The sequence below is a fragment of the Acinetobacter lwoffii genome (assembly GCF_049367455.1).
Lineage (GTDB): Bacteria > Pseudomonadota > Gammaproteobacteria > Pseudomonadales > Moraxellaceae > Acinetobacter > Acinetobacter lwoffii_W.
In genome coordinates this window covers 158,397-173,643 of record NZ_JBMPXW010000011.1, presented here as the reverse complement: position 1 = coordinate 173,643, position 15,247 = coordinate 158,397, and the positions used below count along the sequence as shown (strand labels likewise).

The window sequence follows — 15,247 nt, the reverse complement described above, 5'->3', positions numbered from 1 at the left end:
GTTAATTTCCCCCACCAATGACAGGCATGGCCTGTATGTCTTGCCATAAGTTTTGATTGATTTGTGCAATAGCATCTTTCGACATGACTTCACTTGGGCTAATGCCTAAGCTCAAACTTTCTGCTTCAATGGCCTTTTGCCAGCCATCCCGTAACAACTGGACTTTACGCAGACGGATGTCTTGTAATTGAAGCGTGGCTTGCTGAACATCGGTTAAAGCAAACTTGCCTGCCAAGAAACCTTGTAGCGTCTTACTTTGAACTTGAGTCGCCAAAGGAATTTGAGTCTCGTCAACGACTTTGAATTGCAGCTCTAAACCCTGCAACTCGGTTAAAATTGTGCCTATTTGCAGCGCATTTTGCTTCAGATAAAACTCTTTCTGACGCTCTAATAAGTTCATTTTTTCTTGCGCGATTTTTATGCCATTTTGCTGACGATCGAAAATATTAAGCGGTACACTGACTCCGACTACTAATTGATTTTGTGTGGAGTTTTCCAAGGATTGGGTGCGGTTGACACCTAGGTTTAAAGTGGGGTTAGGACGTGCCTTTGCCCTTAGTTGATCAACCGTTGCTTGAGACTCTAATACCAGTAAAGCTCGATATTTCTCAACGTAGTTTTCCGCTAAATATTCTTGAACCTGTTCATGAGTCGATTTTGGCCAGAGCTTTTGTGAAGAGAGGTTTACCTGCAATGACTTATCAGACGTACCCCATAAATTTGATAATTGTTGGGTGGCCACTTGTACCTGTAAGTCTGCCTGTCTAAAAAGACGGATATTTTCAGCATGGCTTAAACGTGCGCGATTTACATCTACTTGGGCAATACTGCCTGCATTAAAGCGCTTTTCGATTGCTTGAAGGTTTTCTTGGCTCACCCGAAGTTGTTCATTGACAATGTTTTTTTCAAGTTCAGCAATGGCCAGTTGTGACCATACATATTTCACTGCAAGCTCAATTTGTGCTTGATAAATCTTCTGTTTCAGCGCTGTTTTATCTGTAGAGAGACTGGCTAATTTTTGGTTTGCTCTTCGCTCACCAAAAATATCCAAGGGTTGTGATATGCCAATGGTAAGCTCTTTTTCATTATTTGAACCAAATCCCGTTTGTTCAACTGACAGTTCAGGATTTTTAAACAGCTTACTTTGCTGAAGATTCGTGGCATTAATGCTGTTTTGCGTTTCCCAGAAATTTTGGGACGCTTGATATTGGTTAACCTGCTCAATAGCTTGCTGCAGCGTTAAATCTTGAGTACTGGCGACTACGGAAGTACTGAAGCTGATCATTGCAGATAGCAAGATACCGCTACCTAAGGCTGACCAGGATAAATTCAGGATGGAGGTATCCTGATGTAATTTGTTTTTTGACATGAAAATGCCCCACGCATAATGAAATTAGGAGTGGTGGGCTTTTATAAGACTACCCCACCAATAGTAGGGGCAAATCGGGAGGCGGGGTTAATTGATCCAGATAAGGGGGTTTATAAAAAGTTATTCCCAAATAAGTTGGGGTAATGCCGGTCTCAAAATTAGCTTTAAGCTTCAGATCATCGGGTGGGTCAATCTGAATCACGATTGTATTTGAGAAATGACTGCACTTTTCGTTAAAACAAACCTTCTGACAATAGTCATAGATTTCTTTATAGTTTTCTAGGGAATAAAGTGCTTGACGAGGACTATCACTCTTTTCGTCTAAATCGATTGGATTAGAGAGTATTGAATTGGGTATGTTTGGCATTTCATGCAGACACGCAGCCTCTGCCACACTCCAAATATTCTGGAATGTGAATAAGAGTACCAATATCTGGATTAGAAATGTTTTTCTCTTCATACACAAATCTGTATTTAAAACACCAATAAGAAGCTGTCCAGATCTATCAAAGATCTGATCACAGAATTTGAGTAACCTTAAACTTTTTGCAGCCTTAAGTAAAGATATACAGAATTTTTGAAAAAAGCATAGGTCTAGATAATCAAGCTAGATTTTTTAGAACTCCACATTGGTCAATTGTACATAAACCATCACAAGTACCTCTTAAATCAGATAATTGTTCAATAAGCTTTTGTTGCTTGATTATATTTTCTCTGATAGCACTGACATGTAAGTCAATTAATTCATTCACATCTGAACAATTTTTCTTGGGATTATCTTTATAGGTGAGTAATTGACGAATTTCATTCAAACTCATATTTAAAGTTCGGCAATTCAAAATAAACTTAATTCGCTCAACATAGCCTATATCGTAAAGGCGGTAATTTCCTTCCGTTCTTTCGGGTTCCGGAATTAAACCTTCCTTTTCATAAAACCTAATTGTTAATACTGAACATGAGGTTTTTTTAGAGAGTTCACCAATTTTTAAATGCATTGAGTTGGTATTTCCAAAAAATCTTGACTCTATAGTAACTATAGGGATTCTAATATTCAAAGTTTATAAATTTTTTTAATGGGTATAACTATGAGTGGCTGTGGATGTAGTAAAGAAACACCATGCGAAGATAAGAAATCTCAACAAGAAAATCATCCATCAATTGCAGAAGCAAGCAATTCAAAGAATTGTGATAATACGCCTAGCTGTTGTGGTGAAGAGGAAGAAGAAAAATCTTCATCTCCTTGCTGTAACACTTCAAACAGTTGTGAAGATACCGCTCAATCCTGTTGTGGTTCTGATCCCAAAGAAAATTTAAGCACTGAAGACGTTTTAAAAGATTCGCACTACATGAGTGAATACTTAGTTCCCAAAATGGATTGTTCTGCGGAAGAACAGATGGTTCGTATGGCGCTATCTTCAATTGATGGTGTTCAAAAACTCATCTTTGATTTACCTAACCGGTCTTTAAAGGTTCTACATAATCAAAAAGATGAAAATATAACTACCAAACTTGAAGCTTTGGGTTTTGGTGCAAAGCTTGTGAAGACTGAAACTTATATAAGCAATCAACAAGCTAAGCAAACAAGTACCTATACCATTCCTAAAATGGATTGCTCTGCTGAAGAGCAAATGGTCCGTATGGCTCTTGCAGATATTGAAGCAGTTAAAGGTCTTACTTTTGATCTTCCCAATCGAAAACTGAAAGTCTTCCATAATGAAGGGAGTCAGCAAATTACGGCCAAACTTGAAGGACTGGGTTTTGGGGCGAAACTTGATGAAACACAGCTTTCTTCAGGCGATATACCTAATGAACCTGATCCTGTGAGACAAGCTAAAGTACTTAAACTGTTATTAGGCATTAATGCTCTACTTTTCTTTATAGAATTCATCAGCGGAATTATTGCTGCGTCTACAGGATTGATTGCTGATTCTCTAGATATGTTTGCCGATGCAGCCGTTTATGGTATTGCGCTATATGCCGTCGGAAAAGCTGCGAAATATCAAGTGAAAGCAGCCCATTTCGCAGGTTGGATTCAGTTATTACTTGCTGTCATCGTGATTATTGATGTCATTAGACGATTCATGTTTGGAAGCGAGCCAGAATCAACGCTCATGATTGTTATTGGCCTGCTCGCACTTATAGCTAACGTGACATGCTTATATCTTATTTCTGGTCATCGAGAAGATGGCGCACATATGAAAGCCAGTTGGATTTTCTCGGCGAATGACGTTGTCGTAAATATGGGCGTTATATTTGCCGGTGTACTCGTGGCGTGGACGGGATCAGCTTACCCAGACTTAATCATTGGCATCCTGGTTTCTTTATTCGTGCTTAATGGTGCTCGAAAGATTTTGGCTTTGAAGTAAGAGTATCGAAAATGAATCTATTTCAAGTTAAACAAAATCAGATCGTCAAAATTAGAGATCTCAAAAAAGGTAATCAATACAGTCATACCACTGATCCCGTATTGGAACGGCTCCAACTATTAGGTTTTAGAGAGGGTGAAACTCTACAAGTACTCACTAAAGGTGTTTTTGGCGGAGATCCTGTTTTAGTTCAAATTGAAACTTCAAGATTCGCATTAAGAAAGAATGAAGCTGAAAGAATTTTTGTAGAGTTAGTATCCAATGAAGATTAAGAACATTGCATTAGTCGGTAATCCAAATTGCGGAAAAACCTCTTTATTTAATACGCTTACTGGTACGCGACAAAAAGTTGCCAACTATGCTGGGGTTACCGTAGAAAGAAAAGAAGGTTCTTTTAAATTACCTTCTGGTGATGCAATACGAGTATTGGACTTACCCGGAACTTACAGTTTAAAACCTAGTAGTTTAGATGAAGAAGTCACCAGGGCAGTTTGTTTGGGCGAGCTAAAAGGTGAAATTCTACCCGATATTTTTATATGCGTTGTAGATGCCACAAATTTAAGCTTACATTTGAGCTTGGTTCTCGAAGTTCGTGCTCTAAATCGCCCTATGATTCTTGTATTAAATATGATGGATGAGGTCAAAAAGCGTGATATTTCCATTGATAAGGATAAACTGTCTCAACTGTTAGGTATCCCTGTAGTTGAAGCTGTCGCAGTTAAAACAAAAGGAATTCAAGATTTAATTAATCAATTAGATCAAAAAAATCTTTTTATTACTCCTTATCATTCTGAATTAAGTCATTTTGAACAGGTCAAACAAATCACCAAACAAGTTATTTTAAATAATGACAGTGGTGATAAAAGAACCGCATTTCTAGATAAAATTTTTCTACATCCTGTATTGGGTTTAGTAATCTTAACTTTAACCATGTTTGTGATGTTCCAGGCGGTATTTATATGGGCAACGCCTTTTATTGAATTCATTGAAAATTTTGTCGCATGGCTCAGTGATTTTATTGGACCACTAATCCAACATCCTCTATTAAAAAGCTTGGTTGTGGATGGGGTAATTGCTGGTGCAGGTAGCGTGCTTGCATATATGCCTCAGATTTTGATTTTATTCTTCTTCATTTTAATGCTTGAAGAGTCAGGCTATTTACCCCGGGCAGCATTTCTTTTAGATAAATTAATGTCTAAAGCCGGGCTTAGCGGCCGTTCATTTATTCCTCTGCTATCCAGTTTTGCTTGTGCCATTCCCGGAATTATGGCAACCAGAAGTATCAGCTCTGAACGGGACCGATTAGCAACAATTATGATTGCACCCTTGATGACCTGTTCAGCAAGATTGCCAGTATATGCTTTATTGATCGCGGCATTTATTCCGAACCAATTAATCTACGGCTGGTTAAGTCTGCAAGGATTAGTCCTTTTTGGTCTTTATATGTCGGGAATAGTCTCAGCGTTATTAGTTTCAGTGTTTCTGAAATTGGTTCGAAAAGATAAAACTGAAAGTATTTTTATTTTTGAACTTCCCACATACCGAATTCCAGATATTAGAAATATTGCATTAGGCTTATATGATAGGGCAACTATTTTCTTAAAACGAGTTGGTGGCATTATCGTCGCACTGTCTATCTTGTTATGGGTGCTAGTCACGTTCCCTCAACCACCAGATAATGCAAGCATGCCGGCCATTAACTATAGTTTAGCTGGTCAGTTAGGACATTTAATTCATCCTATATTTGCGCCTATTGGGTTTACATGGGAAATATGTATTGCACTCATTCCTGCTATGGCAGCAAGGGAAGTTGTAATTGCTGCTCTTGGGGTGATTTATGCGATGTCAGGTGATGAAGATACAGTAACTCAAAGTCTGTTAAGTCAAATTTCAGGCCCGGATGGATGGGGGTTAGCCACAGGTTTATCATTATTGGTATGGTTTATTTTTGCTCCACATTGTCTTGCCACGTTAGCAACAATTAGACGAGAAACAGGTAGCTGGAAACAGCCTGTCGTTATGGCAACTTATTTGTTTGCATTAGCCTACATCTTTTCATTCATCACATATCAAGTTGCGAGTAAGTTTTAATTAGCAAATGAATAAAAGAGGGGGGAGCTAGCTCCCCCCTTTATTAAATTACTCGATGTAAGCGTGGGCTTCTGAATACTTTTATCTAACTATAACAACTACTTAAATGTTTAAATCTCTAGGTTTTGAATAGTCGAGGTATCAGACGAATATAGATTGGTAAAAAGCATAGTTCAACGATAGTCTGAGTCAAGATTACAGCAGGAATTATGGGCATACTTCCCGGAATTGCAAAAGCTAATGGAAGAATAACAAATGAATTTCTATATGATGCTGAAAAGGACACAGCACTAGCAGAGCCAGATTCTAATCGAAAAATACGAGCAATTATCCAACCCACGAATGGAGCAATAATGGTAAAAGAAATATAAATTGGTAAAGCTTGAAGAGCTGCACTTTTTGCAAGCCCAATTTGAGGCATAACTGATGCTAGGACGATAAACAAAACTAGGGCTGTGGCAGGTACAGGAAATAAGTTTAGGCTTTCAGCCACTTTTTCTGCTTGTTCATTTCTATTCCCAATGAACTGAACTATAGCTGCCATTGCTAAGGGTGCAACAATGAACCATACAAACGCATGGACAAAAGGACCAATTTCAACAAGCTGAGCTACCTCTTCTCCGAGGAGTACACCAAGATAAATTGATAGTAAGATCATTTGGATAAGCAATAATACAGGTGTCATCGCAAGTAATAATCTTGCATTACCTTTCCCAACATGGGTGAAAGTAATCACATAATCAATACACGGTGCTAGTAGAACAAAAAGTACAGCTAAACGAATAAGTGGGTTTTCAGGTAAAAATTGTATTAGACCTGCCGTAATTAAAGGTAAGGCAATAAAGTTAGTAATAAGTAATGCAGAAATAAAACGTAAATTTTTTAATGCCTTGCCAATTTCTGCAATAGGTACTTGTAAAAAAGTAGCAAATAACATTAATGCCAGTGCAGGGTTAATCAAACTTTCTAAAATCGTCGCTCCACTGATGGTTAATCCAAAAATAACTCCGATAAAGATGGTACAGAAGTAGATTTTGACTTGATTATCTTCAAGAAAATTTCGAATATTTTCCATTTTAATTGAGTTACTCACTTGCTTTTAAATAGCGGTATACCGCCTGGCGACTAATTCCAAATGCCTGGCCTAATGCCATTTTTGAAGGGTACTTTCCTTCCTTCCATTCTTGTCTTAAAGCTTCAGCCTGTTCAGGTTTCAATTTATGTACACGCCCTTTGTACTTTCCTTGAGCAGAGGCCAGTTTTATTCCTTCTTTTTGACGCTCTAAAATGATCTCACGTTCGAACTGTGCAAAAGCGCCCATCAATTGCAGCATCAAATTATCCATCGGGGTAGATTGAGCAGTGAAAGTAATATTTTCTTTTACGAACTGGATGGCAATTCCTCGTTTGACCAGTTTATCTACTTCAGTGACTAAATCTTTTAAGCTTCGAGCAAAACGATCCATGGAATGTACAATCACCCTGTCCCCTTCCCGGACATAGTTCAACATTTCCTGAAATTTCGGTCGGTCGGTATTTTTACCCGAAGCTCGGTCAACAAAAATCCGGTCGATTTCAATTCCCTCAAGTTGACGTCCTGTATTTTGCTCGACTGAACTCACCCGGACATAACCTACTTTTTGACCTTTCACTCTTTCACTCCCCAATTGGATAAAAATGAACAATTTCGTAAATTATAAATCTTTAATATCAAAGTTACATGTTATATATGATTAAAAATCATTTAAATGATACATAAAATCCGGGACATTCTGAGTGTTGCTTTAGGGTATAGTCTAAAGTAACACCTTGAACTTTTGCAACAGTGCCCTTAAATTGCTATACACACCAATGGACCAAGCCGGTTCACGTTCTCTTGCATAACTGCAACTTTATTGAAGTTCACATGCTTCAAGATCGCTTTCATCGGCTCCGACATGCCTTCGGTTTCCGACAAATCCGAAATGTACTCTGACTGGTCTACATACTTATAGAAGTTGTTATCAGGGTGTTGTTCTTTAATGCTTTGCCAACATTGGGGAACCATCACAGAGACTGGTCTGATCAGGTTGAAATTATTGGCGATATTCAACCCATACAGGTCGAAATCGGTATACACCGCTACCGGACATTCTTCTGGCAGAACTTCAAGCAACTGATTGACTGACCGGCAGTTCTTACCATGCCCCCTGTAAAGGAATAGGCTGTCTTGCCATTCGAGTGGAACTTGCTGATACCAGTCCGAAATCCGTACAAGCATAGTGCCATTCTCAATAATGATCAGCTTCCTGATTTTTTCTACTGCAAGATGCTCTAAGGACACGGCTGTTGTCACGCCAGGATGTGCAATGTGCATCTCACCGGACTTTAACGGTAGTTGTGCATTGATCGCAGCAAACCAAAGCTGCTCACCGAAAACGCTGGCATTGCCAGACTTTTCATCTATACGATGATCAGCAAGCGATATTCGGTCTGCATTGGAGTCATACGTTACCTCTGGCTCCGTTTTTACATGCTTTCCGTACAGAACCCGAAGCACATCAAGATCTGATTCACTTAGATGCAGCTCACGTTTGATGATGCTGCCGATCTGCATGTCTTTGTTCAGCATTGTCCATGTCTTGTTAAGCTTCACCACTCTGGTTTTAAGCTGTAAAACCGTCTGAATGATTGAGAGTTCTCTTTGCCCTAAGCGCATTGCATCACCTTTCCGTTGCTGTCTTTGCGACGAAACACGATATCTGAAATGTAGTAGTTGCCATTATATTTAGCATCCGTTTCACCCACTAACTGCAACTCAAGATGGTTTGAGTGGTTGAGTTCAAACTCATACAGGAGGCGACTAATCCAGTATTCAAATTTGCATCCAGGCTCTAGGCGTATGTAGGCGTTCTTTGCTGATATTTCATTGATTGCCGGACTGCCAAAAGCGTCAAAGAAGAAAAATGCAGCTTTATCCAGAGGTGAGACTGCTTTCACTATCGTATGCGTTGCCTTCTCTACCGGTGGGCGTTTTTTTTCAACAACTGGACCATCTTTTTTAACACGCTTCTGATTGGCTGTCTGAGCTACCGCAGATAAAGTGTTCTCAAAATCCTCAAGGTAGATATCGGCACGAGCTTTCAGCTTGATAAGTGGTACACGACGGAAGCTATCAGGTGCCTTGTTGAAATCAATATCGGCATTCAGCGTCCGGTTGTTGGCAAAATGACGGTGCAGCGCATCAATCAGATTGATTCGCTCCTGGGTTTTTATGTCCTTTTTCCATTCAAAGAGTTGCTTGTCCAGTCGGTGATGGCTGTGGTTCATTTCTTCAATGGCTTCAAACACGCTTGGCTTGAGACGTTTGGAGATCACTCTCTGCAAGTCTGCATCACCTACCGCCAATTCATCCATCGTATTTGGTGAAAGGATTTCCAGTGCCGTAATTAGCATTTTGGCAGTCTTTAAGCTTTGTTCAGCCTTACGCATTTTCATGTCGTAGTTGTTGAACAGCGACAGATACTCAAAGCACTGATCGGCAAAATTGGTCATGTTCTCGCTGATATTGTTTGAAAGCTCAATAATCAGGTCACTTGCTTCAACCTTTAATACTTCGGCACTTTCCGGGTCCTCGACTTTTGACAAGGCATAGTCGGTACTCACCGTTTTGATACGATCAATCAGACCGCTAATGTCGGGTGCGGAAATGTTGCGTTTCTTTCTGTTTTTATAGAAATTCACAAACTCAATGACGAAGTTTCTTAGATGCAGCGTGTTTTTTTCTGCATCCAGATACCCAAGATCGCAAGACAGCAAATTATCAATCAAGGATTTGTTTGATTCATTGACCTGAATAGACGAACTGGTAAACATGATTGCTTCGGCAATAGCATCAATGTTTGCAGAGAAAACCTTCGCCCCACGTTCAGCCGGATTCACGAAGTCGATCATAGTAACTCGCCCTGCTCCACATCATCTGTTTGAGTGATATCAATCGCATTGTGTTCGGCAAGGTACTCAGCTTCATCGTAGAAAATCGACCAACGTGAAGTTGCCAAAAACTCAGTACCCACAACCCCAACCGGCACTAAATATTCGCGCTGTACCAAAAACTGAATAACACCGTTGATCTGGTCTTTCACTGTGCTTGCGGTCTTACCCAACTTTGCAGAGAGTTCTTTTAGCCCTTTTTGGACATGCTTGGACTTCTCCACTTCAACCAGGATTTCACCAGACGTAATTCTGTCGCCTCCAATCAGAGGTTCATTGCGCCCCCCTGCCTTTCTGAACAGTCGCAGCCAGTCCACAAGTGGCTCCATTTTGCTGACGTTTTCCTCAAACTGTTTGGTGATGACCTTTTTGATCTCAGGGTCACTTTCAATATCAAGGTAAATCAGGAAATACCCACCACCGCACGGTGTCTGAATACACTTTTTGCCTAGAAAACTAATATGGTTGTTTAGTTGATCTAAAAATTCGACATCATTCAAAAACTCAAAGTTCTCAAAATCACTCCACTGGTCAATTAGATAACCTTCTAATAATTTGGTCGCTACTTTTGTTAATCGTTTATCAGCCATTTAAAATTCTCCACTTTTTCCCTATTAGACTGGTTCTGCTGCAAGCAATGGGTTATCGCCTTCGATTTCCAGTGGAACAACAGTGCTGACACCATTGGCTCCAACAATGTAGAGATTCTTAAACTTGTGGTTAGAGGTTGAGTTTTCCGGTTGAGCACAGACCAGATAGATTTTGTTATGGTCCATCATGTCGAACAGCAAATTGGTGTTGATCGCATCAAAGTTGCCAATCTCGTCAAGCGGGATATGGATGTAGGTCGAGTTATCAGGGCATAACTTCCGTGACAATGCGAGGAACATGATCAGCACCAGAATACGTGACGTTCCTGTACTCCCTGCACTGGTAAAGTCGTTGTCAGTACGCAGCTCGGCAAGACGACCATTGTTCATCACGCTCATTTTCAGACGTACCATAGAGCGGATATCATCAGTATGTCCTTTGGTGCTTTCAATTGCCTTTAAGGTGTATTCACAGCAACGAATGAAATCCTCGCTCGGAATGGAGCTGCTTTGCATGTTTTCAAAGGATTGATAGTCCTCACACTGCAAAACAAACTGATTGAGCTGATCTAGGGTGTTCTTGTCATTCAGCACACTTTCCAGATTCATTGAGAAGTCAGTGAATGCCTTGAACTTGTTGCTACGGTTCAGGTAGCCAGACAGTTCCGTAGATACGCTCTTTAAACGCTTATTTAGATTAAGGATTTCCTGAATATAGTTACGCAACTGAGCCGATTTATTACGGAAAATGTTTGTGACTGCATCATGCTTTTTCGGCAAGTCGTAGTCCATGATGCTTTCGATGGTAGACATGGAGTTAATGGTGTTCATGGTTTCACTGGTAGTCCCCATACTCTCCATCTTTTCCTCAAACAGCTTGAACAGAGAGAAGGCTTCATATTTGCGCAGTAATGCCTTAGAAGCGTTTGTCTGCAAGCGTAATTGATAAATCTGTTTCTTCTGTGTATCAGCCAACGTACCCAGATCACGAGAGAAGCTGTCGAAGCTTAAAAACTCAGGTCGATCTACCTCTACCAATAGGATATCGTCATCGAACAGGTTTTCGATTTCACGCCCCTGTTTATCCAGCTTTTTGATTTTCTCCCTGAAATCTTGTGCACTCGCTTCAAGATTGTCCACTCTTGTACGAAGGGAGGTTCGGACTTGTTCAAGCTCACTTTCCAGTTTGGAAAGATTGTGGCTGTATTCAGATACAAGTTTCAGAGCTTGGTTCATGTCCTCGATATGGTTCTGCTTGTACTGATAGTGGTTTTTCTTCCACATATCGTACTCAGCCAAAATGCTTTCATAGCCTTTGACTTTGGTGTGCTGTGCAATCGCAGCCTTGATCTTCATTTCTGCCTGTTTCAGGATATTTTCATCCACGCCTTGCTCACGCAGTTTGCTGTGATACAGGTTGGTCAAATCATCCATCTTGGCTTGATAGCTGCTCTCTAGCTGCTTTTCCTTTGTGGCAATCAGCTCAAGCTTGATACGCAAGTCTGCATAGGACGCATCATAGCTCTCCTTTAAGCCATTTTTTTCAAGCATGTTGGCTGATCGAAGCTCACCACGTTTCTTCGGCTCAATCTGATTGTTGAAAGTTTGCAGCTCGTATTTCGCTCTATTTACAGCTTCTTGCTCAATACGTGTAGCTTCTGCCTTCTTCGCTTTCAGCTCTTTCTCAGTCTGGTCATAAACCTGTCGGGCTTGCTGCTTCTCGTTTTGCAGGGTATTTAACTCATTTTCGAGTTTAACAACTGCAATATTGGTCTCGTTGATCTCTCTATGGATGGACTGAGCCAGATGCGATTGCTTGTCGTACTGCTCAACCAAAGAAGCCGTGTAAATCTCGGCATCTTTCAGACGTATTTGTAGTTGCTCAAGACTGTCGGCTTCCCCTGGAATCTCCAACTTGTTCAGGTCTATTTCAAGACCATAGAGGCTTAGCGCATTGGCATTCACGCCAGTTTGCCAGACAGGGTTCAGGTTGGTTTTGAAGAAAAGCTCAGGATTGATGACCTTCGCAATGGTAGTACGCCAGTCCACATCTTCATTCGGTGCATCATTCAGGAACCGTAGCAAGGTGTCTTTCTGGAACAGGGTTGTACGCAGATTCTCTTCTGACTGCTTGGCTTTCTCAAGCTTGGCTTTTAATCCATTAAGATCATACTGCGCCTTGTTTTGATCAAAATTAAGTTGTTTAAGCTTGTTTTGAGCCACTTTCAATTCGTCAGACTTTGCAGACAAGGTATTCTCTTTGACTTCATAAGCCAACTTGAGGCGCTGTAGCTGTAGGTTTTCTTCATCCGTAAACAGTGTTGATTGGTGCATGCGCTCCATAGCTGCTGACTGGATATCCAGAAGCCTTTGACGTTCACTGGAAATTTCTTGATCAAGAATTTGGAGCTGTTCAGCCTGTTTGCGCTCAAGCTCTTTCACCTTGAGATCAAAGCGGTTTCGCAACTGGTTGATTGCCTCCTGAACCTCGTTAGATTCAGCATTAAGGGCTTCACTGGATGCCATTTTTTCACGAAGCAAATCTGCTGAATGCTTGTCGTACTCGCGGTTGATATTTTCGTAGCTTTCAGTCAAAAACTGTTTGTATTTCTTCGCTTCTTCAATCTCGTTGAAGTAGTGCGCACGTTTCTTATATTCCTGTTCCATGACGGAAATATTCATGTCTTGATAACGTCTTTCCGCAACTTCAATATCATGAATTGCCTGTTTAAAGTTACCTGCAGACTTTTCTTTTACTGCAATCAGCTCTTTGACTTGTACAATCTGGTTATTCAGGTTACGGACTGTCTCATTCCCTTTGTTCTTTACCGCATAGATTTCATGCTCTATCGAACTGATCTGCTGCTCGTAGTTCACCACATGGTCCCGGAGTACCAACAGGTGTGCATGAAGCGCATTAAAGGAGGCTAAGACCGCATTCTTTAACTGAATGCCAGAGATAATCTTCTGCTTTTCCGATTGAAGGCTTTGTAGGGCTTTCACATCATTGATGGTTGCTAACCAATCTGCGGTAGAGGTTGGTTTTGTTTTGATTTTCTCGTTGTCCAAATACGCTTCAATTAACATGGTTTTGAAGTTTGAGACAACATTGTTCTGGTTAATCGTTACCTGGGTCAGATTGCTCAGGAATTTTAGCTGTTGTTTGCTTCCAGACAGTGAATAGCGGTTGCATAAATCACGAAGGTTTCTTTCACCTGTCAGTCGTGATTTATCTGCAGTCAGCGTATAGATATATTCAGGGATGCTGTCGATCTGACGGCTCACATCAACGCCAGATTTATAAACCTGATCAAATACGTCTTTCACATTCTGAGAAAGACCCAAGATTTCCAGACTGCTCTCACTTAATAGCGTATCTTCCGCGCATCCATCAACAAATCGGTAGTTGTGCTTGCCCTGATTATTATTGCGATACAGCACCACACACTTTGTACCTGAGTGAGCAAGGTATTCAAAAATCACCATGCTTCGACTGCTCGGCAAATAGTAGTCTACGAAATTTTTCTTGTTTGCAGCTTTCTCTATTAACCCATTTGGTGAGGCACCAAAGAAAATAGGAATCAGGTTCAGGAATGAGGTTTTCCCTGCACCGTTGATACCGGTAATGTTTGTATGACCACCACTAATATCAACTCGGAATAGTTTAGATGAAAGAAAAGAATCATAAAGAATGATTGACTGTAAACCTTTCATAGAGGTTTCTTGAGGGTTAATAATACTCATTATATACCTTTTATAAATATTCATAAGTCTAATGGATACTTCAATTTTAAATAAAAACTGTAACTTTCCCTGATCTTATACTTTTATTAAATATAATGGCGGTTATCCGACATAGACACCAACATATCAAACCGTCCGCTAAGAAAATTGCAAAAGCGCATATTCTAAAAGCGGACATTTTTACTTTGGAGAAACCGGACATTTCTACTTTGGGCTTAGAGGCTTAAGAATACAGTTGAGTAACTTATAATTTTTCTACAATATTTAGTTGATGTAAACTGATTGGAATAAAGCCGTGTATATTTGACCAGCGTATTTTAATAAAGGAAGCAGATTGAAACTGCATATTTTATCGGATACTCACAATTCAAAATATTCAATATCAGAGCAAGCTGATGTCATTATTCACGCTGGTGATTTTTCTAATCGCTTAAGTGGTGCAATTGAATTTGCCGAAAAATGTAAATCTCTAAATAAAAAATTTATCTTTGTTTTGGGCAATCATGATTACTACAACTCTAACTACAATTCAGTCGTAGATTTTTTAAAAGAAAATTACCCTGAAAATGCGCTACTTGATGATAACCATATCAAAATTCAAGATAAAATATTTGTAGGTGGCACGCTGTTTACGAACTTTCGCTCCAATTCACCACTTACATCTCCTGAGGTACTTTTACAGTCCCAAAAAGATGCTGAACAATCGATTTACGATTTTGATCAAATAATGATTGGCAGTGATAACCGAACTATAACTACTAATGACTACATAAAACTATTTAAAAAATATCATCAAAATATTATGCAGTTTAGAGGGCAAGATCATGTGATCGTTATTACGCATTTTCCACCTCATTTAGCTTGTCTTGATCCATATTGGGGTAAGCATCCTGTTGCATCAGCACTCAATCCCTATTTTATTAATGACTTAGATATAAAAGGCTTTAAATTATGGATTGCAGGACATACGCATACATCAGTGTATACTGTAGTCGATGGATGTAGATTAGTGATCAATCCTTTGGGTTATCCACCAGAGCAAGGTAAAAATGGGTTTAGAGAAAATTTGATCATCGAAGTTTAAGTAGTCATACTCGTATTGAAGCAATTTAAAC

13 protein-coding genes are annotated in these 15,247 nt (G+C 39.9%); 4 read left to right on the top strand and 9 right to left on the bottom strand.

Annotated features, from left to right (window positions below):
* Position 1: 1 nt before the first annotated feature.
* From ACO1B7_RS17810 to cadR, 3 genes are all read right to left on the bottom strand, one after another.
* Positions 2–1,369 (bottom strand): TolC family protein, encoded by a 1,368-nt coding sequence (locus ACO1B7_RS17810; RefSeq protein WP_004281854.1) that lies wholly within the window; start codon positions 1,367–1,369, stop codon positions 2–4.
* Between the two features lie 49 nt (positions 1,370–1,418).
* Positions 1,419–1,829: a hypothetical protein gene (locus ACO1B7_RS17805; RefSeq protein ID WP_004733191.1), complete on the bottom strand. Its 411-nt coding sequence runs from the start codon at positions 1,827–1,829 to the stop codon at positions 1,419–1,421.
* Between the two features lie 142 nt (positions 1,830–1,971).
* Complete coding sequence (cadR, locus tag ACO1B7_RS17800; protein WP_004281856.1) at positions 1,972–2,364, bottom strand: Cd(II)/Pb(II)-responsive transcriptional regulator; 393 nt, start codon at positions 2,362–2,364, stop codon at positions 1,972–1,974.
* A gap of 90 nt (positions 2,365–2,454) precedes the next feature.
* Here cadR and ACO1B7_RS17795 point away from each other — a divergent pair, with 90 nt between their 5' ends.
* From ACO1B7_RS17795 to feoB, 3 genes are read left to right on the top strand one after another with little or no spacing between them, the layout of a single operon-like run.
* On the top strand, positions 2,455–3,735 hold the full coding sequence (locus ACO1B7_RS17795) for a cation efflux transmembrane domain-containing protein (protein WP_010117221.1): 1,281 nt from the start codon (positions 2,455–2,457) through the stop codon (positions 3,733–3,735).
* Between the two features lie 11 nt (positions 3,736–3,746).
* A complete protein-coding gene (locus tag ACO1B7_RS17790; RefSeq protein WP_004281857.1) occupies positions 3,747–4,007 on the top strand; it encodes a FeoA family protein in 261 nt (86 codons plus the stop codon).
* Positions 3,997–5,826: a ferrous iron transporter B gene (gene feoB / locus ACO1B7_RS17785; RefSeq protein ID WP_262738828.1), complete on the top strand. Its 1,830-nt coding sequence runs from the start codon at positions 3,997–3,999 to the stop codon at positions 5,824–5,826. Before ACO1B7_RS17790 ends, feoB begins: the two co-directional genes overlap by 11 nt.
* A gap of 118 nt (positions 5,827–5,944) precedes the next feature.
* Here feoB and ACO1B7_RS17780 read toward each other — a convergent pair whose 3' ends face one another.
* The 6 genes from ACO1B7_RS17780 to ACO1B7_RS17755 all read right to left on the bottom strand — a co-directional run bounded on the left by ACO1B7_RS17780 (position 5,945) and on the right by ACO1B7_RS17755 (position 14,132).
* Positions 5,945–6,919 (bottom strand): arsenic resistance protein, encoded by a 975-nt coding sequence (locus ACO1B7_RS17780; protein ID WP_423090454.1) that lies wholly within the window; start codon positions 6,917–6,919, stop codon positions 5,945–5,947.
* Complete coding sequence (locus tag ACO1B7_RS17775) at positions 6,912–7,478, bottom strand: recombinase family protein (RefSeq protein WP_004758168.1); 567 nt, start codon at positions 7,476–7,478, stop codon at positions 6,912–6,914. Before ACO1B7_RS17775 ends, ACO1B7_RS17780 begins: the two co-directional genes overlap by 8 nt.
* A gap of 179 nt (positions 7,479–7,657) precedes the next feature.
* Positions 7,658–8,524: a DUF7281 domain-containing protein gene (locus ACO1B7_RS17770; protein WP_004676005.1), complete on the bottom strand. Its 867-nt coding sequence runs from the start codon at positions 8,522–8,524 to the stop codon at positions 7,658–7,660.
* The gene (locus ACO1B7_RS17765; protein WP_005100615.1) at positions 8,515–9,759 is read right to left on the bottom strand and encodes a hypothetical protein; all 1,245 of its coding nucleotides are present in this window, start codon (positions 9,757–9,759) and stop codon (positions 8,515–8,517) included. Before ACO1B7_RS17765 ends, ACO1B7_RS17770 begins: the two co-directional genes overlap by 10 nt.
* Positions 9,756–10,388 (bottom strand): condensin complex protein MksE, encoded by a 633-nt coding sequence (locus tag ACO1B7_RS17760; RefSeq protein ID WP_004676008.1) that lies wholly within the window; start codon positions 10,386–10,388, stop codon positions 9,756–9,758. Before ACO1B7_RS17760 ends, ACO1B7_RS17765 begins: the two co-directional genes overlap by 4 nt.
* Before the next feature lie 24 nt (positions 10,389–10,412).
* Positions 10,413–14,132, bottom strand: coding sequence for an ATP-binding protein (locus ACO1B7_RS17755; protein WP_423090453.1), 3,720 nt, complete (start codon positions 14,130–14,132; stop codon positions 10,413–10,415).
* Positions 14,133–14,466: 334 nt separating this feature from the next.
* On the opposite strand from ACO1B7_RS17755, the gene ACO1B7_RS17750 reads away from it, so the two are divergent.
* Entirely contained in the window at positions 14,467–15,216 is a 750-nt protein-coding gene (locus ACO1B7_RS17750) for a metallophosphoesterase family protein (protein WP_423090452.1), read from the top strand.
* Positions 15,217–15,247: the final 31 nt, after the last annotated feature.

What these genes read in the sequence shown, in the direction of transcription:
- ACO1B7_RS17810 (WP_004281854.1), bottom strand. Translation starts at nt 1,369, where the DNA reads ATGTCAAAAAACAAATTACATCAGGATACCTCCATCCTGAATTTATCC.
- ACO1B7_RS17805 (WP_004733191.1), bottom strand. Translation starts at nt 1,829, where the DNA reads ATGAAGAGAAAAACATTTCTAATCCAGATATTGGTACTCTTATTCACA.
- cadR (WP_004281856.1), bottom strand. Translation starts at nt 2,364, where the DNA reads ATGCATTTAAAAATTGGTGAACTCTCTAAAAAAACCTCATGTTCAGTA.
- ACO1B7_RS17795 (WP_010117221.1), top strand. Translation starts at nt 2,455, where the DNA reads ATGAGTGGCTGTGGATGTAGTAAAGAAACACCATGCGAAGATAAGAAA.
- ACO1B7_RS17790 (WP_004281857.1), top strand. Translation starts at nt 3,747, where the DNA reads ATGAATCTATTTCAAGTTAAACAAAATCAGATCGTCAAAATTAGAGAT.
- feoB (WP_262738828.1), top strand. Translation starts at nt 3,997, where the DNA reads ATGAAGATTAAGAACATTGCATTAGTCGGTAATCCAAATTGCGGAAAA.
- ACO1B7_RS17770 (WP_004676005.1), bottom strand. Translation starts at nt 8,524, where the DNA reads ATGCGCTTAGGGCAAAGAGAACTCTCAATCATTCAGACGGTTTTACAG.
- ACO1B7_RS17765 (WP_005100615.1), bottom strand. Translation starts at nt 9,759, where the DNA reads ATGATCGACTTCGTGAATCCGGCTGAACGTGGGGCGAAGGTTTTCTCT.
- ACO1B7_RS17760 (WP_004676008.1), bottom strand. Translation starts at nt 10,388, where the DNA reads ATGGCTGATAAACGATTAACAAAAGTAGCGACCAAATTATTAGAAGGT.
- ACO1B7_RS17755 (WP_423090453.1), bottom strand. Translation starts at nt 14,132, where the DNA reads ATGAGTATTATTAACCCTCAAGAAACCTCTATGAAAGGTTTACAGTCA.